This window comes from Pseudoxanthomonas wuyuanensis, from assembly GCF_900215535.1.
In the GTDB taxonomy this organism is placed as follows: Bacteria; Pseudomonadota; Gammaproteobacteria; order Xanthomonadales; family Xanthomonadaceae; genus Pseudoxanthomonas_A; species Pseudoxanthomonas_A wuyuanensis.
Genome location: NZ_OCND01000001.1, coordinates 619870 through 636226, shown reverse-complemented (window position 1 = coordinate 636226; position 16357 = coordinate 619870). Strand labels below are relative to the sequence as shown.

14 protein-coding genes and 1 other RNA gene are annotated in these 16357 nt (G+C 66.7%); 4 read left to right on the top strand and 11 right to left on the bottom strand.

All coding sequences use genetic code 11. The features are described from left to right. Positions 1 to 110 precede the first annotated feature (110 nt). Positions 111 to 464, top strand: a transfer-messenger RNA (tmRNA) gene (gene ssrA / locus CRO39_RS02835). A 231-nt stretch (positions 465 to 695) separates the two neighbouring features. Here ssrA and CRO39_RS02830 read toward each other — a convergent pair. Then, the gene (locus CRO39_RS02830; protein WP_097120339.1) at positions 696 to 1763 is read right to left on the bottom strand and encodes a YeiH family protein; all 1068 of its coding nucleotides are present in this window, start codon (positions 1761 to 1763) and stop codon (positions 696 to 698) included. A 94-nt stretch (positions 1764 to 1857) separates the two neighbouring features. Here CRO39_RS02830 and CRO39_RS02825 point away from each other — a divergent pair, with 94 nt between their 5' ends. Then, on the top strand, positions 1858 to 2757 hold the full coding sequence (locus tag CRO39_RS02825; protein WP_097120338.1) for a LysR family transcriptional regulator: 900 nt from the start codon (positions 1858 to 1860) through the stop codon (positions 2755 to 2757). A gap of 44 nt (positions 2758 to 2801) precedes the next feature. On the opposite strand, the gene CRO39_RS02820 is transcribed toward CRO39_RS02825, so the two are convergent. From CRO39_RS02820 to CRO39_RS02810, 3 genes are read right to left on the bottom strand one after another with little or no spacing between them, the layout of a single operon-like run. Next, positions 2802 to 3749: a lysylphosphatidylglycerol synthase domain-containing protein gene (locus CRO39_RS02820; protein WP_238394511.1), complete on the bottom strand. Its 948-nt coding sequence runs from the start codon at positions 3747 to 3749 to the stop codon at positions 2802 to 2804. Further along, positions 3746 to 4963, bottom strand: coding sequence for a cardiolipin synthase ClsB (clsB, locus tag CRO39_RS02815; protein ID WP_238394510.1), 1218 nt, complete (start codon positions 4961 to 4963; stop codon positions 3746 to 3748). Before clsB ends, CRO39_RS02820 begins: the two co-directional genes overlap by 4 nt. Next, on the bottom strand, positions 4960 to 5724 hold the full coding sequence (locus tag CRO39_RS02810) for an endonuclease/exonuclease/phosphatase family protein (protein ID WP_097120336.1): 765 nt from the start codon (positions 5722 to 5724) through the stop codon (positions 4960 to 4962). Before CRO39_RS02810 ends, clsB begins: the two co-directional genes overlap by 4 nt. Positions 5725 to 5850: 126 nt before the next feature. Here CRO39_RS02810 and CRO39_RS20385 point away from each other — a divergent pair, with 126 nt between their 5' ends. Continuing rightward, positions 5851 to 6093 carry a hypothetical protein gene (locus CRO39_RS20385; protein ID WP_141400688.1) on the top strand — a complete coding sequence of 81 codons (243 nt, stop codon included), beginning with the start codon at positions 5851 to 5853 and terminating at the stop codon, positions 6091 to 6093. Positions 6094 to 6208: 115 nt separating this feature from the next. On the opposite strand, the gene CRO39_RS02805 is transcribed toward CRO39_RS20385, so the two are convergent. Next, complete coding sequence (locus CRO39_RS02805) at positions 6209 to 6760, bottom strand: sugar O-acetyltransferase (protein WP_097120335.1); 552 nt, start codon at positions 6758 to 6760, stop codon at positions 6209 to 6211. A gap of 11 nt (positions 6761 to 6771) precedes the next feature. Next, positions 6772 to 9135 carry a Tex family protein gene (locus CRO39_RS02800; RefSeq protein WP_097120334.1) on the bottom strand — a complete coding sequence of 788 codons (2364 nt, stop codon included), beginning with the start codon at positions 9133 to 9135 and terminating at the stop codon, positions 6772 to 6774. 181 nt (positions 9136 to 9316) lie between these two features. Here CRO39_RS02800 and CRO39_RS02795 point away from each other — a divergent pair, with 181 nt between their 5' ends. Further along, positions 9317 to 9802 carry a DUF7004 family protein gene (locus CRO39_RS02795; RefSeq protein WP_097120333.1) on the top strand — a complete coding sequence of 162 codons (486 nt, stop codon included), beginning with the start codon at positions 9317 to 9319 and terminating at the stop codon, positions 9800 to 9802. Between the two features lie 156 nt (positions 9803 to 9958). Here CRO39_RS02795 and CRO39_RS02790 read toward each other — a convergent pair whose 3' ends face one another. The 5 genes from CRO39_RS02790 to rplI form a co-directional block, all read right to left on the bottom strand. Then, positions 9959 to 10636, bottom strand: a complete 678-nt coding sequence (locus CRO39_RS02790; protein WP_097120332.1) for a YiaD family glycine zipper/OmpA-like lipoprotein — start codon at positions 10634 to 10636, stop codon at positions 9959 to 9961. A 121-nt stretch (positions 10637 to 10757) separates the two neighbouring features. Next, entirely contained in the window at positions 10758 to 12224 is a 1467-nt protein-coding gene (locus CRO39_RS02785; protein WP_097120331.1) for a WS/DGAT/MGAT family O-acyltransferase, read from the bottom strand. A gap of 346 nt (positions 12225 to 12570) precedes the next feature. Further along, positions 12571 to 13992, bottom strand: coding sequence for a cryptochrome/photolyase family protein (locus CRO39_RS02780; RefSeq protein ID WP_097120330.1), 1422 nt, complete (start codon positions 13990 to 13992; stop codon positions 12571 to 12573). A 237-nt stretch (positions 13993 to 14229) separates the two neighbouring features. Further along, a complete protein-coding gene (locus tag CRO39_RS02775; RefSeq protein WP_097120329.1) occupies positions 14230 to 15627 on the bottom strand; it encodes a replicative DNA helicase in 1398 nt (465 codons plus the stop codon). A 233-nt stretch (positions 15628 to 15860) separates the two neighbouring features. Continuing rightward, a complete protein-coding gene (gene rplI, locus CRO39_RS02770; RefSeq protein WP_097120328.1) occupies positions 15861 to 16310 on the bottom strand; it encodes a 50S ribosomal protein L9 in 450 nt (149 codons plus the stop codon). Between the last annotated feature and the right edge of the window lie 47 nt (positions 16311 to 16357).

Here is a 16357-nt window from a genome sequence, read left to right as displayed (position 1 = left end):
CTCGGGGCGGTGTTGAAACGGGTGAAGCCGGAGTAACCGTTGATTGAGCCACACTTGTGGGCACCCCGGCACGCCCTTACACTGCCGTTCGTCAGCAATGACTGATTCCCGGGGGTGCACTGGCTTCGACGGGGGTTGCGAAATTGCCTGGCGCATGCCGAGGGGGCAGCTTTCCTCGTTAATCCAGCGGCAAAACTCTAGTTGCCAACGACGACAACTACGCTCTCGCCGCTTAAGGCGTAAGCCCCGAACCCACTTGTGCCCGTGCTCGTGGATGTAGGGTCATTATCACGGAACCGGCTGTGACGGCTGCCTGTCAGTCGCGGCTTAACCAAAACAGGCTGGTTACCGGGTGCGCTTTGCGTGCCGTGCTGCCCGGGAACGAGATCTAACGGAACGCTAAGCATGTAGTGCCGGGGATGGAGTACCTTCGGACGGCGGTTCGATTCCGCCCACCTCCACCATTAGACGGTCCAAGACGGACCACGAAAGGCCGGAAAGCCCAGCAACCTCAAGGCTTCCGGCCTTTTTTGTGCCTGTAGCGGTCCGAAGACGCCCCTGCAATCCGCCTCCCAGTGGCGGTAACAATGGCGGTAACAGCTACCGCCAAGGCAGTTGCCGCCATGCCGCGTGCAGGTTCCCCGCTGGGCCGGCTCTTCGGCTTCCCGGGCGTCCCGGTTCGTGCGGCGCGTTGGTCAGAACGCCAACTGGAACCACCGGGCTACCGCCACGTTGACGGCCCAGCCGCCGGTCAGCAGGAACAGGAACAACGCCGCCGCCAGCAACAACGGACGGATGCCGGCCTGGCGGATGGCGCCGGCATGCGTACGCAGGCCCAGCGCCGCCATCGCCATCGCCAACAAGGCGGTATCGATGCGCACGATGCCTTCCACCCAGCTAGCCGGCAGCAGTTGCAGCGAGTTGAATCCGCAGACCGCGATGAAACCGAGCGCGAACCAGGGCACGGCCAGCGGCGTGCCTGTTGCGGCCACCCTGCCCCGCCCGCGGCGCAAGGCCCATCCCAGCAACAACAGGAACGGCGCCAGCAGCATCACCCTGAGCATCTTTTCGATCACGGCGCTGGCGGCTGCGGTCTGGTCCACCGCATTGCCCGCCACGATCACCTGCGCCACTTCGTGGATGGTGGAACCGGCATAGACGCCGTAGGCGTGCGCATCCATGCCCAGATACGGATACAGCCACGGGTACAGGAACATCGCGACGGTTCCGAACACCACCACCGTCGCCACCGCCACCGATACCTTGTGCGCCGGTGCGCGCACCACCGGTTCGGTGGCCATGACCGCGGCCGCGCCGCAGATGGCGCTGCCGGCGCCGATCAGCATCGCGGTCTGCCGGTCCACTCCCAACCACCTGGGTCCCAGCGTTACCGCCAGCGCGAACACCGACGCCACCATCGCCGCATCGATGATCAGTCCGGCAACGCCAACCTCGCCGATTTGCTGGAACGTGATCCGGAACCCGTACAGGATGATGCCCAGCCGCAGCAGGCGGCTGCGCGAAAAATCCACGCCGGCGGCGGTCGATTTTGCGATGGCCGGGAAGAAGCTGTTGCCTGCCAGCATGCCCAGCACGATGGCCAGCGTCAGCGCGCTCAGTCCCCAGCCCCGCAGCCGCGGCAACTCGGCCAGCCACAGCCCCAGCGCAGCGATGGACCCCGCCAGCAGCAACCCCCGCCAGAACGACGCCTGCCGGCCGTGGGCCAGCGGCGACAGCAGGACAGCGGTTGCGCGACGGAACATGCGGGACGCGGCCGGAACGAGGACCGGCGCAGCCTAAGCCGGCCCCCGGGGCAGAGTCCAAGGCATATAATTCCGTTTTCAATGAATTCTACTCATGCAACTGAATCTGCACCTGCTGCGCATGTTCATGGGCGTGGTGGAACACCAGGGTTTCTCGCGCGCGGCGGTTGCCCTGCATGTCACCCAGTCGGCCATGTCCAAGGCGGTGCGCGAACTCGAGCACCAGCTCGGCCTGCCGCTGCTGGAACGCGCGGGACACGATGGCAGGAGCGCGCGCGGCGTGCGCCTGACCGAGGGCGGCCAGGCGCTTTACCAGCACGCGCGCGGGATCTTCGCAATGGAGCGCGCCGCCGTCGATGAGGTCCGCAGCCGGGTCGAACTACGCAGCGGACGCCTGCGCATAGGCGCCAGCACCACCGTGGCCGGCTACTGGCTGCCGGCGGTGATGAGCCGGTTTTCCCAGGCTTTTCCGCATCTTGAGCTCGAACTGCAGGTAGCCAATACCGAAGAGATCGGCGAGGCGATTGTGGGCTATCGCATCGACGTGGCCTTCGTCGAAGGCCACGTCGATGCGCCCGGCATCAGCAGCGTGCCCTGGCGCGACGAAAACCTGCTGCTGGTGGCCGCCACCGACTCGCCGCTGGCCCGGCGGCGCAAACCCGACCGTGACGCCCTGGCCTCTCAGACCTGGCTGGTGCGCGAGCAGGGCTCAGGAACCCGGCAGGTCACCGAGCACCTGTTGCGCTCGCATGGCATTCAACCGCGCAGGCGTGTGGAGATAGGCAGCAACGAGGCCATCGCCCGCACCGTGGCCGCCGGCATGGGCATCGCCGTGCTGCCGGAAGTGGTGGTAGCCGACCTGCTGGGCGCCCGCCGGCTGCACAGCGTTGCCATCGGGCAAGGCGGCATGTCGCGCCCGCTGTTCCGGCTGGAACTGGCCAACCGGCCGCGTTCGCCCGCGCTGCAGGCGTTGCTGTCGCTGCTGCGGGAGTAGCGTGTTGCCAGTCGACCCGAAGCGCGTTGCCGAACCCGCAGGGCTCAATCACTCGCCTTCCCTGTCCTGGTGCCGCGTCTCTTCGCCTCGAGCGCCAGATAGGCGGGAACGGCCAGCAGCATCGGCAGCAGGTAATACATCGCGCGGTACGCCAGCAGCGTGGCCAGCAACTGCGGCTTGGCCACCTGTCCGCCCAGCATCACCAGGAACGCGCCTTCCAGCGCTCCAAGACCCGCGGGGATGTGCATCGCCGCAGCCAGGATCGCCGAGGTCAGCAATACGCCCAGCAGTTCCAGGTAATCCACCGGCTCCGGCATCAGCACGAATACCACGCCCGCTATCGTCATCCAGTTGAACGCCGACAACCCCAGTTGCAGCGCCGCCATCGGCAACGACGGCAGACGCAGTTCCTGTCCACGGACGCTCCACGGCCGGTGCGGCCAGCGCGCGCAGGCCCAGAGATAGAGCCCAACCAGCAGCAGCATGGCAACCCCTAGGGCTTGCAGTCCCAATGCGGCGCCGCCGCTCCAGTTCTCGGGCAGCCGCACGGCCCGCGCCGCCAGTATCGCGCCGGCCAGCAGCAGATACCCGGACCAGTTGGCGGCAATGGCGAAAGCCGCGATGTGCGCAACGACGCCCGGACGCACGCCGTTGCGGGTGTACATGCGCAACCGCAATCCGCCGCCGCCTACCCATGCGCCCAGGTTCAGGCTGAAGGCGTAACCGATGAATGCCATCAGCATCACCCGCCGCGCCGGCAGCCCGTGGCCGGTATGCGCGCGCGCCGACAATTCATAGCCGCAGTAGATGAGATAACTCAGCGTAACCAGCGCCAGCGCCGCGGCAATCGTCTTCGGCCGGTAGCCGGCCATCGCCTCGGCCACCGCCGGCCAGTCCACCGAACGCGCATAGCGCACCATCAGCACCGCTACCACGATGAACAGCGCCGCCACGATGATCCGGCCGATGCGGCCGCGCCATTGACGCTTCACGGCTCCGCCACCGGGCTGTCGGCGGCGTCCCCGTTGGCCGGCGCCATCAGCACCACCTTGGGAGTATGCGCCGGCAACAGGCCGGCCCAGGCCGGAAAGCGGCGCAGCATGTGATACAGCACCGGCGCCGGCAGCCGCAGTCCGCCCGGTGCGGGCAGGCACTCGGGATCGATGGGCCGGCAATGCCGCTCACGCAACCGTTCCAGGCGCTGGCGCAGGTCCTGGTTGAACGCGGCGTCGCGGATGAAGACATTCGCTTCCAGGTTCAACGACAGGCTCAACGGATCCAGATTGCTGGAACCTACGGTTGCCCAGTCCTGGTCCACCAGCGCGACCTTGCCATGGAAAGCGCGCTGACCGTATTCGAAGATGCGTATGCCGTCGGCGACCAGATGCCGGTACAGCGAACGCGCTGCGCTCATCGCGATGGGCATATCGGGCTGGCCCTGGACCAGCAGGGTGACGCGCACGCCGCGCCGCGCCGCGTGGCGCAGATCGCGCAGGAAGCCGTAGCCGGGGAAGAAGTAGGCGTTGGCAAGGACGATTTCCTGGCGCGCGGCACGGATCGCCTCGCGGTAGGCGCGCTCGATATCGGTGGTGTGGCGGTCGTTGTCGCGCACCGCGAACGACACCGTTGCCTGGCCGCGCGCGCTGGCGGCCACATCCGGCGATGGCCGTAGCGGCCCGTAACCGTTGCGAAGGCTGGCCGCGGCGAACGCGTGGATGTCGGCCACGACAGGCCCCTGCAGTTCGACCGCGTAGTCCTGCTTGGAGGTAGGCCCGAAGTCGTGCAGATGGTCGGCGCCATAGTTGATGCCGCCGACGAAGGCGGTCTGTGCATCGACCACCAGCAGCTTGCGGTGCATCCGGCGAAAGATGTGCATGCGCATGCCCAACAGCGGCCGATGCGGATCGAATACGCGCAGCGTCACGCCGGCGTTGTCCAACTCGGTCAGGAACGGTTCGGAAAACCCCGGCGATCCGTACCCGTCAACCAGGACCTGCACGTTCACTCCGCGCCGCGCCGCTCGCACCAGCCGGCGCTGCAGCTCCAGGCCAACCTTGTCTTCGAACAGGATGAAAGTTTCCAGCAGCACCTCCTGCCGTGCCTCGGCGATGGCAGCGAAGGCCCGCTCGAAGTACTCCTCGCCGTTCTCCAGCAAGGCCACGCGGTTGCCGGCGCGCCAGATGCCGGTGGCGGGAGGCGTTCTCACGGCGCGCCTGCCGCGGCGGGAATGCCGACGCGCGCGCGCAGCACCGCATGATCCGACAGGTGCGACCATGGCCGCGAGGACAGGACGTCCAGCTCCATCGCGCGAAGATTGCGCAAGTAGATGCGATCCAGCGGCAGCAACGGCCAGCGCGCCGGGAAGGTGCGCGCCAGGCGGCCAGTGGCATGGGCGAAGGCCTCGTGGAAACCGCAGCGCAACAACAGCGCATGGCCGGCCTTGCGCCAGTCGTTGAAATCGCCGGCCGCGATCAGCGGCGCATCGTGCGGAATTTCGTTGTCCACGATACGGCACAACAGTTCCAGCTGCCGCCTGCGGTGGGTTTCGCGCAGTCCCAGATGCACGCACAGCGCATGCAGCCGCTGCCCGCTGGCCGGCATCTGCAGCACGCAGTGCAGCACCCCGCGGCTCTCGTGGCCATCGATGGAGACGTCGCGATTGCGGTAGCTGACTATCGGAAACTTGGAAAGCAGGGCATTGCCGTGATGTCCCGCCGGATAGACCGCGTTGCGGCCATAGGCGAACTGCGGCCACAGGCTGTCGGCCAGGAATTCGTAGTGCGGCACCTGCGGCCAGTCGGCAAGCCGCGACGAATGGCCGCTGTGCTCGCCCAGCACTTCCTGCAGGAACACCACATCGGCAGAGACCTCGCGGATGGCCTGGCGCAGTTCCGGCAGCACGAATCTGCGCCGCGTGAAGCTGAAGCCCATATGGATATTGGCGGTAAGCACGGTCAGTTCGATCATCCGTGGCAGCGCCCGCCCAGGCTTGCAGAAACGGACCGACGCGCCGCCGCTGCGATGAGCCGCCCTTGCGCTTGCGCTTGCGATTGCGCTTGCGAATCTATTGCGCCACCTCCACCGGAGGCCAGCATGTGGGCCCGCGATTCGCCGACGCCGCCGGCGGTGCCGGCAATCAGCAAAATCGGTGTTTCGCTGGCCATGGTCCATCTCCGGTGGCGACGGTCGTTACCTGCGGTCGATCACTTCGGCGTTGCCGCGTCCGGGCGAATCCGCATGGCGGAGGCGGCGCACCGCGGCAACCGGCCACGCCATCGACTGACGCGCCGGAACGCGCCCAGCCATCATCGGCGCCGGGCGATCAATCATCTGTGAACCTGCAGTTAAGTCCACGTCGACAGGGCGGCCAAGCGCGCCGCACGACGATGCAACGCACATGCGCCTGCGGCCGCAGCAACAGGCGCTATCCGCCGGGGATGCGATTGCGGGCTCAGCCGATGGCGCGCGCGGGATTCCCGACCACGGTTGCACCGGCGGGCACGTCGCGGGTGACGACGCTGCCGGCACCGATCAGCGCATCGTCGCCAACGGTGATGCCGGGCAGCAGGATCGCGCCGCCACCAATCCAGACATTGCGGCCAATCCGGACCGGGCGACCGAACTCGGCGCCGCTGCAGCGCTGCTGCGGGTCGCGCGGGTGGTCGGCAGTGTAGATCTGCACCGCAGGACCGACCTGGGTGCCATCGCCAATGACCACTTCAACCACGTCCAGAATCACGCAGTTGTAGTTGAGAAAGACATCGGCGCCAAGACGGATGTTGTAGCCGTAGTCGCAATGGAACGGCGGCCGAATCACCGCGCCATCGCCGACCGCGGCAAAGCATTCGCGCAGCAGCGCCCGCCGCTCCGCGGCCGGCAGCGTCGAGGCGGCGTTGAAGCGCGCCATCCATGCCTTGGCCGCCGCCTGATCGGCCTGCAGTTCGGCGTCGCCGGCGTGGTACAGCTCGCCGGCGAGCATCTTCTGCTTTTCGCTTCTGGCCATGCGTCCGCGCCTCAGGCCGTGCCCTTGGCGCGGGCGAATGCGGCTGCCAGCGCATTGTCGGCCGGCGGCGGCGCCGGTTTGGCGGAACCGCCCTGCCCGCGCGCGCCGCCAGCGCCTGCGCGCGGCCGCTGGCCCGTCGCTGCGCGCGATGCATTGCGGTCTTCGCGCGGCGCCTGCGGCACCGGCGCATCGTCCAGGCGCCGGGTCAGCGCAATGCGCTTGCGGGCGATGTCCACTTCCAGCACGCGCACCTTGACGATGTCGCCGGCCTTGACCACTTCGCGCGGGTCCTTGACGTAGCGGTCGGCCAGCGCCGAGATGTGGATCAGGCCATCCTGGTGCACGCCGATATCGACAAAGGCGCCGAACGCGGCAACGTTGCTGATGACCCCTTCCAGGATCATGCCGACCTTCAGGTCCTTGATTTCCTCGACGCCCTCGGCGAACCGCGCGGCCTTGAATTCCGGGCGCGGGTCGCGGCCGGGCTTTTCCAGTTCCTTCAGAATGTCGCGCACGGTCGGCACGCCGAACCTGTCGTCGGTGAACTGTTCCGGCTTGATACTGCGCAAAAAGCCGGCATCGCCGATGATCTGCTTCACCTCGCGGCCGCAGCTGCCGACGATGCGTTCGACCACCGGGTAGGCCTCCGGGTGCACCGACGAGGCATCCAGCGGCTGGTCGCCGTCGGCGATGCGCAGGAAGCCGGCGCATTGCTCGAAGGTCTTTTCGCCCAGCCGCGGCACCTCCAGCAAGGCCTTGCGGCTGCGGAACGGACCATGCTGGTCGCGGAAACGGACGATGTTCTCGGCCACGGTCGCCGACAGCCCCGATACCCGCGACAGCAGTGCCGCCGAGGCGGTGTTGACGTGTACGCCAACGCCGTTGACGCAGTCTTCCACCCGCGCATCCAGCGCCCGCGCCAGCCGGAACTGATCGACATCATGCTGGTACTGGCCCACGCCAATGGCCTTGGGCTCGATCTTGACCAGTTCGGCCAGCGGGTCCTGCAGGCGCCGCGCTATCGATACCGCGCCGCGGATGCTGACATCCAGATCGGGAAACTCGCGGGCGGCGAACTCGGAGGCCGAATACACCGACGCACCGGCTTCGCTGACGACGATCTTCTGCAGCTTCAGTTCCGGCGCCAGCTTGATCAGATCGCCGGCCAGCTTGTCGGTTTCGCGGCTGGCGGTGCCGTTGCCGATCGAAATCAGTTCGACCTGGTGTTTTGCGCACAAGGCGCGCAGCACATGCAGCGACTGGTCCCACTGGCGTTTGGGTTCATGCGGGTAGATGGTGGCGTGATCGACCAGCTTGCCGGTGCGGTCGACCACCGCCACCTTGACCCCGGTACGCAGGCCTGGATCCAGGCCCAGCACCGCCTTCGGCCCGGCCGGAGCGGCCAGCAGCAGATCCTTCAGGTTGTCGCCGAATACGGTGATCGCCTCGGCCTCGGCTTTCTCGCGCGCCTGGCTGAAAAGATCCAGCAGCAGGTGCATGTGCAGCTTGGCGCGCCAGGTCAGCCGGCAGGCATCGAGCAGCCATTTGTCCGCCGCGCGGCCTTGCGCGCAGACGCCGGCATGCTTGGCCACGCGTCCTTCCGCCAGTTGGTGTCCGGCCTCCGGTTCGCTGCCCGGCTCCAGGTCCAGGAACAGGATTTCCTCGCGGCGGGCGCGGAACAGCGCCAGCAGCCGGTGCGAAGGGATCTTCGCCAGCGACTCGGCGTGGTCGAAATAGTCGCGGTACTTGGCGCCGTCGTTTTCCTTGCCTTCGGCGACGCGGGCGCGGATCACGCCGACTTCGTGCAGCCATTGGCGCAGTTCGCCAACCAGCGCCGCATCCTCGCCCCAGCGCTCCATCAGGATCGCGCGTGCGCCTTCCAGCGCCGCCTTGGCGTCGGCGACGCCTTTTTCCGCATCGACGAAACCGGCGGCGAATTCCTCCGGCACCCGGGTCGGGTCCTGCAGCAGGCCCTCGGCCAGCGGCTCCAGCCCGGCTTCGCGGGCGATCTGCGCACGGGTGCGGCGCTTGGGCTTGTACGGCAGGTACAGATCCTCCAGCCGCGCCTTGCTGTCGGCCGCTACGATCTCCGCACGCAGCTCTTCGCTCAGTTTGCCCTGCTCTTCGATGCTGGCCAGCACCGCGGCGCGGCGATCCTCCAACTCGCGCAGATAGGTCAGCCGGGTTTCCAGGTTGCGCAGTTGCGTATCGTCCAGTCCGCCGGTGACTTCCTTGCGGTAGCGGGCAATGAACGGCACGGTGGCGCCCTCGTCCAGCAGCGCGATGGCGGCACGCGCCTGTGCGGTTTGCGCACCGATTTCGCTGGCGATGGTGGCGGCGATCTGGAGGGAAATCTTCGAATTGCTGTCTTGCATTGAGTCCGTACGGCGAAGCACCGGTCAATCCGGGCGGGATGGCGATTGTGGCAACCTCGGCGCCGCGACGGAACCGGTTGACAGCAGCGGCCATTCAGGCTTGCGTCGCGAGGTCCGGCCGACGGCATCGGCACGGGTTACGATAACCGGCCACCGGCAACGATCCGCACCGCAGCAACCGATGCGCAGGCAGTTCAAGACATTCGGCGATGGCTCGCTGATCGAATACGGGCGCGGCCAGTTCGACGCCTGGTGCGTATTCCTGTCCGGGCCGGATCTGCCGCGCTTCGCCCCGCGCGATGCCTGGTACTTCGCCGAGCTGCAGCGGCTCGGCGACAAGCACGGGCGATACCGGCTATACGACGATTTCGTCCGCATCTACGACAGTACCTGCGCGATTCCCGATGCCGGACTGTTGGCGCTGATCACCGGACTGGCCGCCGGCTATGGCGAGGATGCGTTGCAGGTGGACCGGCTGCTGTCGGTGGTCTACGCCGGCATGATTGCCGAGGAGAACAAGACCCACGCGCCGCTGAAGAAGCGCATCAAGCGGCTGGGCATGTACCAGTGCCTGATCGAGAACATGGCCGCCGAAGACGCGGCCAACTTCAGCCGCCACCGCGACTGGAAGCTGATCGACAAGGAGTGCCTGGCGCGGGGGTTCTAGGGCGTTCGCCCTATGTAGGAGCGACGTGAGTCGCGACCGGCTTTTCGTGCAAGCCCAATCGCGACCCACGTCGCTCCTACAACAGAATTCTTTTGCAAAAAAGGAAAAGGCCGCATGGCGGCCTTTTCCTGATTCTCTACATCACTTCGACAGCACTCAGGAACGCAGCGGCAACACGCGGATTTCCACCCGGCGGTTCAGGGCGCGGCCGGCGTCGGTGTCGTTGCTGGCGATCGGGTAGCGCTTGCCCATGCCGACGATCTCGAAACGCTCGCGCAACAGGCCCTGGCCGATCAGGTAATTGCCGACCGAAGACGCCCGCTGCTCGGACAGGCGCTGGTTGACCGCATCGCTGCCGATGCTGTCGGTATGGCCGGTCACCTCGACGATGGTCTGGTTGTACTCGGCCAGCGTGCGGGCAACGTTGTTGAGGGCCGGGTAGAACTGCGGCTTCAGGTCGGCCTTGCCGAAATCGAACGTCACGCCATCGGGCAGGTTGAGCTTGATGACATCGCCTTCGCGGCTGACATCGATGCCGGTGCCGGCGGTCTGGCGGCGCAGTTCGGCTTCCTGGCGGTCCTGGTAGGCGCCGATGGCGCCGCCGGTCAGGCCGCCAACGCCGGCACCGACCAGCGCGCGCTGGCGGCGTTCGGTCGCATCGCCGCCGCTCAGCAGGCCGACCGCAGCGCCGATGCCGGCACCGATCAGCGCGCCGGTACGGGTGCGGTTGGGGTCGTTGGGGTCGTTGGTCTGGCCGGTATAGGTGGCGCAGGAACCGAGCATCACCGTTGCCGCCAGTGCACCCAGGGTGGTTCTCACTACGGACTTGTTCATCGTCATCCTCCTCGTCATGGGGCGCGGCCCCGTCAGTTCGTTCAGGCTTGTCAAACTACCGAAGCGAACGACAACCTTGGCTAAAGGTCCGTGAAAGACGTGTTGCGATTTTCGGTCCTGTTCAGCTGGCCGGAAGCAACGCGGCAGCGGCATCCGCGCTCATGGCGTGATCCCAGTCGCCCATCAGCGACAGGAACAGCAGCTTTTCGAATTCCGGCCCGAAACGGCGGATCACCGCATCCGGGTCAGGAATCAGCTTGGCGTCCGCAATCAGGCCGAAATGGACGCGATTGTTGTAGCTGAGGATCGACACGCCCAGGCCGATGGAACCGGTCTGCGGCACCCAGAACATCATCTCGCGGACCTGGCAGCCGCCCATGTACAGCGGTTGCTGCGGCCCGGGCACATTGGTGGCCACGGCCGAAGCCTTGCGGCTGAACAACTCCAGCGCGACGCTTTGCAGCGCGGTGGGCGCCATCCCCAGGGCGGCAAGAAGTCCAAAGGCAACAATGGCTTGCCTAGAATTCTTGAGGTTCTGCATGCAACTGGCGACATGCTCCAGCCGGCGCATCGGATTGTCCTCGCCAACCGGCAGTTCCAGGAACACCAGGCCGAAGTGGTTGCCGAGTTTTTTGGCGTGTTCCAGCGGACGCAAATTGACCGGCACCGTGGCGCGCAGGGTGATGCCGTCCAGGTTTTCGCCGCGCTCGATCAGATAGCCGCGCAGCGCGCCGGCGGCGGCAGCCATCAGCACATCGTTGACGGTGCAGTCGCAGGCGCGGCCGACCGCCTTGACCTCGTCCAGGTTCAATGGCTCGGCCCAGGCCACCCGCTTGCTCACGCCCAGCCTGCCGCGCAGCAGGGTCGGCGGGTCGTCGGACAGCGCCAGCGCCGACAACAATTCGCGGCCGATCTCGCCGCCCTCCTTGGCCAGCACCGCAGCCAGCGACGGATCCCGGTACATCTCCATGCCCTTGTCCAGCACCTTGCCGCCCAGCTTGACGTAACGGTCGATGGCACCGACCCGGCGCACGACCTCCACGCCGTCCTTCTTCAGCCAGGCCGCCCGCAGCTCACTGCCGCTGTCCGGCTTGCGGGTGGTGTCGGTCAGCGACAACAGCACCTGCACCAGTGCAATGCCGTCTGCGTAGCTGTGATGTATCCGCGCCACCAGCGCCGACCCGCTGCCGTATTTCTCGACCAGGTGGAACTGCCATAGCGGCTTGGTCTTGTCCAACGGAGTCGAAGCCATCTGGCTGACGAAGCGCTCCAACGCCCTTTTTTCCGAACGCGGATCGCCGCGGCCAGGCAATGCGGAAATGCGGACATGCCAATCCAGATCGAAATCGGCATCCTCCACCCAAGACGCGCCGGCCGGCGTATCCACCGCCTTCTGCCAGAAACGCGGGTAAGCCAGGAAGCGCTTCCTGATCACCTGCTTCAGCCGTTCCAGCGTCATCGGCTCGTCGAACATCAGCACGCCGGTGATCATCATCGGGTTGGTGGGACGGCACATCCGCAACCAGGCGGTGTCGACCCGCGACATCGGTTCGCGGCGCGGTTTCCTGAGCGCTTGCTTGGTCGCCATCGGTTCTCCTGAGGGCCTGTTAACGCTATTGGGATAGGTCACGTTGCTTTCCAGCGGTCGCCAGGTGATTGTGCGTGGCGCAGCGGCAGGCTGGCCGCCTGTTCAAGCCGCGCGCGACCGCCTGGCGACGCTGGGCAGCAACCCGAAGAGCCTGCCCCGTACTTGATACGGGGCCGCAACGGAATGCACGCGGTACCGCGTCATCACCCGGGCGTGTATTGACATGCACTTCCTCGCTCTTCCTTGTCCCGCACGCATTCCGTTGCGGCGTGACCTGTCCCGAGTATTAACAGGCCCTTCCGTTGCGAGTGAAGCACGCGGCGGTTGAAGGCGTCAACGCGCGCGCTCAGCGCGGCCCGCTCTTGCGGTAGGCCGCCAGCGCGGCATCGCGGCCGGCATCCAGGTCGATGACCGGCAGGCGCGGATAATCCGGCGCCGCCGTGGCCAGCGCCTCGGGCTGCCGCCACGGCGCGAACCGCAGCGGCAGCGGCAGCGCGGCCAGCTCGGGCAGCCAGCGCGCGATGTAGACCCCGTCCAGGTCGAACCTTTCCGCCTGCGTGACCGGATTGAACACCCGGAAATAAGGGGCGGCGTCGGCGCCGGTGCCGGCCACCCACTGCCAGCCCAGCGTGTTGTTGGCCAGGTCCGCGTCCACCAGGGTTTCCCAGAACCAGCGCGCGCCATACGACCAGTGATAGCGCAGGTGCTTGCTCAGGTAGCTGGCCGCGATCATGCGTACGCGGTTGTGCATGTAGCCGGTGGCCCACAGTTCACGCATGCCGGCGTCGATGATGGGTACGCCGGTGCGGCCGCGTTGCCAGGCCGCCAGCAGGGTCAGGTCCGGCTCGGCCCAATCGAAACGCCGGAACCGCGGATTGAGATCCTCGTCCGGGGTCTGCGGAAAGTGGTGCAACAGATGGTGGGCGAATTCGCGCCAGCCCAACTGGCGCACATAGGCATCGATGTCGGCGCCGTTGTCCCGGTTGCGGAGCGGTTCCAGCATGCGCACGATCCGCCAGGGCGCGATTTCGCCGCAATGCAGGTGCGGCGACAGCCGCGAGGTGCCGATCCGGTCGGGGCGGTCGCGCTCGCTGTGATAGCCCTGCAAGGCGCCGTCGGCAAAGACTTCCAGCGCCTCGCGCGCGCCGGCTTCGCCCGGTTGCCAGTGCTGCCAGAAGCTGCGGTCCCAGTCCGGCCGCGGCGAAAGCGGCAGCGATGCGGCGCTCTCATCGGCCAGCGTCGCCGGCACTGCCGGCAACCGCGCCGGCGCATCCCACAGCTCCGGCACGCGCCACTGCGCCTGCGCCGCGCGCCAGAACGGGGTGAAGACCTGGTATGGCCCTCCCTGCTGGGTAGCCAGTTGCCAGGGCTCGAAGAACAGACTCCCGTTGAAGCTCTTCACCCGCAGGCCACGTTCGCGCAACTGCTTTTTCAGCGCGGTATCGCGCGGCTGGGTCGTGGGCTCGTACTTGCGGTTCCAGAACACCGCTTCGGCGCCGCTGTCGGCAATCAGGCGCGCCAGCGCGTCGGCAGTGGGGCCATGGCGCACCAGCAGGCGCGAACCGCGGCTGCGCAGATCCGCATCCAGCGCAATCAGCGAACGCGCGCGCCAGGCGTCCGACGCCGCGCCGGGCGCCCAGGCGCCCTCCTCCGCCGGCGCATGGATGTAGGCCGGAACCGGCGTATAGCCCCCCTCCAACGCGGCCCGCAGCGCCGGATGATCATCCAGTCTGAGATCGTTGCGAAGCCAGACGATGGCATTGGGCATGGCGACTCCGTGCGTTGCAGGTGCGACGGTTGTCAACGGTGAAGCGGCTTACCGGTATGGCTTTGTCGCGACCGGCCTCGCTCCGGCGCTCACGCGTCGCCGAAACAAACGGGCCGGCGGGTACGCGAACGACCCGGTCTGGCGCCGATGGTACCTGCAGCGGTGCCGATGGTCTTCACCGCGCGGTTGCCCTGCACCCGCCAGCGCGAAGCCGGCCGGCCGCCGACCGTACGGCGCCTATTCGAAGGCGCCGATGTTGTCGTGGCTGAGGTTGTCGAAGCGGGTGTACTCACCGAAGAACTTCAGCTTGATCGAGCCGGTCGGGCCGCTACGCTGCTTGCCGATGATGACTTCGGCCAGGCCCTTGTCCGGCGAGGTTTCCTTGTTGTAGTAGTCGTCGCGGTAGATGAAGATGATGACGTCGGCGTCCTGCTCGATGGCGCCGGATTCGCGCAGGTCGGCCATCACCGGGCGCTTGTCGGTACGGGTTTCCAGCGAGCGGTTGAGCTGCGACAGCGCGATCACCGGCACGTTGAGCTCCTTGGCCAGACCCTTCAGCGAACGCGAGATTTCCGAGATTTCGGTCGCGCGGTTCTCGCTGTTGCCAGGCACCGACATCAGCTGCAGGTAGTCGATGACGATCAGGCCCAGGTCGTGCTCGCGCTTGAGCCGGCGCGCCTTGGAGCGCAGCACTTCCGGCGACAGGCCGGGGGTGTCGTCGATGAAGATCTTGGTTTCCTTCAGCATGCGGATGGCGCTGGTGACGCGGCTCCAGTCCTCGTCCTCGAGCTGGCCGGTGCGCAGGCGGGTGGCGTTGACGCGGCCGTTGGAGGAAATCAGGCGCAACGCGAGCTGGGCGGCCGACATTTCCATCGAGAAGATGGCGACGGCCTTCTTCGACTTGATGGCCGCGTACTCGGCCATGTTCAGCGCCAGCGTGGTCTTGCCCATCGCCGGGCGCGCAGCCAGGATCAGCAGATCGGTAGGCTGCAGGCCGGCGGTCATCTCGTCGAATTCGGTGTAGCCGGTCGGCAGGCCGGTGACGCTGCCGCCGTTCTCGAAGCGGCTCTGCAGCACCTCGAAGGCGTCCTTCAGCGCGCTGTTCATCGCCACGAAATCGCTGCGCCCGCGCGCGCCGGCTTCGGCGATGGCGAACACCTTCTGCTCGGCGGTGGCCAGCAGCTCGCCGCTTTCCTTGCCCTCGGGCTGGAAGGCGTCGTTGACGATCTCCGTGCCGACATCGATCAGCTGCCGCATCACCGCCTTGTCGCGGACGATTTCGGCGTAGGCGACGATATTGGCGGCCGATGGCGTGGAACTGGCCAGTTCGACCAGGTAGGCGCCGCCGGCGACCTGCTCCATCTGTCCCTGCGATTCGAACCACTCGCCCAGGGTCACCGCGTCGTAAGGGCGATTGCGCTCGGCCAGCTCGCAGATGGCGCGGTAGATCAGCTGGTGATCGCGGCGATAGAAATCGCGCTCGGTCAGCTTGTCGTTGATGCGGTCGTAGGCCTCCGGCGCCAGCATCAGCCCGCCCAGCACCGCTTGTTCCGCTTCGATCGAGTGCGGCGGCACGCGCAGCTGTTCGATCCGTGCTTCATGCTGGTCGTAGCGGTAACTCTGGCTGGCGGGCATGGGGCGGGAAGACTCCTACAGAACGAGAATGAGACGGGAGGAGACACTTGCGGGCCGGCCATCCTAGGCGCTTCTCCTGTGGACTCGCGATGGAGCAAGCTGTGGATAACAATTCTTCTGATAGCCGGTTGCTGTCGCAAAAACTGCGACAGCCACGCTTTTCCTTGCGTCGACTGGAAACAGAACGGGCGCCTTGCGGCGCCCGTTCGTGAAGCGTTGACTCAAACGGCGGTTCAGGCTTCGGCTTCGACCACGACCTTGATGGTGGTCTCGACGTCGGCGTGCAGCTTGGCGATGACTTCGTACTCGCCGATGTTGCGCAGCGCGCCTTCGCCCATGACCACTTCGCTCTTTTCCAGCGGCAGGCCGGCGGCGGTGAAGGCCTCGGCGATATCGCGCGGGCCGACCGAACCGAACAGCTTGCCTTCGGTAGAAGCGTTGGCGCGGACGGTGACGCTGGCGCCTTCCAGCTTGGCGCGGCGGCTTTCGGCTTCGTCATGCACGGCCTTGGCCTTGGCTTCGTATTCGGCGCGCTTGGCCTCGAACTCGGCGACGTTGGCGGCGGTGGCCGGCACGGCCTTGCCCTGCGGGACCAGGTAGTTGCGGCCGTAGCCCGGCTTGACGTTGACCTTGTCGCCCAGGACGCCAAGGTTGGTCACTTTCTGCAGAAGAATCAGTTCCATGGTGTTGCTCCGTATTCGTTAGCGGCGCTTTAAGCCGCAACGTGTGC

Coding starts and splice junctions, on each gene's coding strand:
- CRO39_RS02805 (WP_097120335.1), bottom strand. CDS start 6,760: ATGGCCAGAAGCGAAAAGCAGAAGATGCTCGCCGGCGAGCTGTACCAC.
- rplI (WP_097120328.1), bottom strand. CDS start 16,310: ATGGAACTGATTCTTCTGCAGAAAGTGACCAACCTTGGCGTCCTGGGC.
- CRO39_RS02825 (WP_097120338.1), top strand. CDS start 1,858: ATGCAACTGAATCTGCACCTGCTGCGCATGTTCATGGGCGTGGTGGAA.
- CRO39_RS02775 (WP_097120329.1), bottom strand. CDS start 15,627: ATGCCCGCCAGCCAGAGTTACCGCTACGACCAGCATGAAGCACGGATC.
- CRO39_RS02795 (WP_097120333.1), top strand. CDS start 9,317: ATGCGCAGGCAGTTCAAGACATTCGGCGATGGCTCGCTGATCGAATAC.
- CRO39_RS02800 (WP_097120334.1), bottom strand. CDS start 9,135: ATGCAAGACAGCAATTCGAAGATTTCCCTCCAGATCGCCGCCACCATC.
- CRO39_RS02790 (WP_097120332.1), bottom strand. CDS start 10,636: ATGAACAAGTCCGTAGTGAGAACCACCCTGGGTGCACTGGCGGCAACG.
- CRO39_RS02785 (WP_097120331.1), bottom strand. CDS start 12,224: ATGGCGACCAAGCAAGCGCTCAGGAAACCGCGCCGCGAACCGATGTCG.
- CRO39_RS02830 (WP_097120339.1), bottom strand. CDS start 1,763: ATGTTCCGTCGCGCAACCGCTGTCCTGCTGTCGCCGCTGGCCCACGGC.
- CRO39_RS02780 (WP_097120330.1), bottom strand. CDS start 13,992: ATGCCCAATGCCATCGTCTGGCTTCGCAACGATCTCAGACTGGATGAT.
- CRO39_RS02810 (WP_097120336.1), bottom strand. CDS start 5,724: ATGATCGAACTGACCGTGCTTACCGCCAATATCCATATGGGCTTCAGC.
- CRO39_RS20385 (WP_141400688.1), top strand. CDS start 5,851: ATGTGGGCCCGCGATTCGCCGACGCCGCCGGCGGTGCCGGCAATCAGC.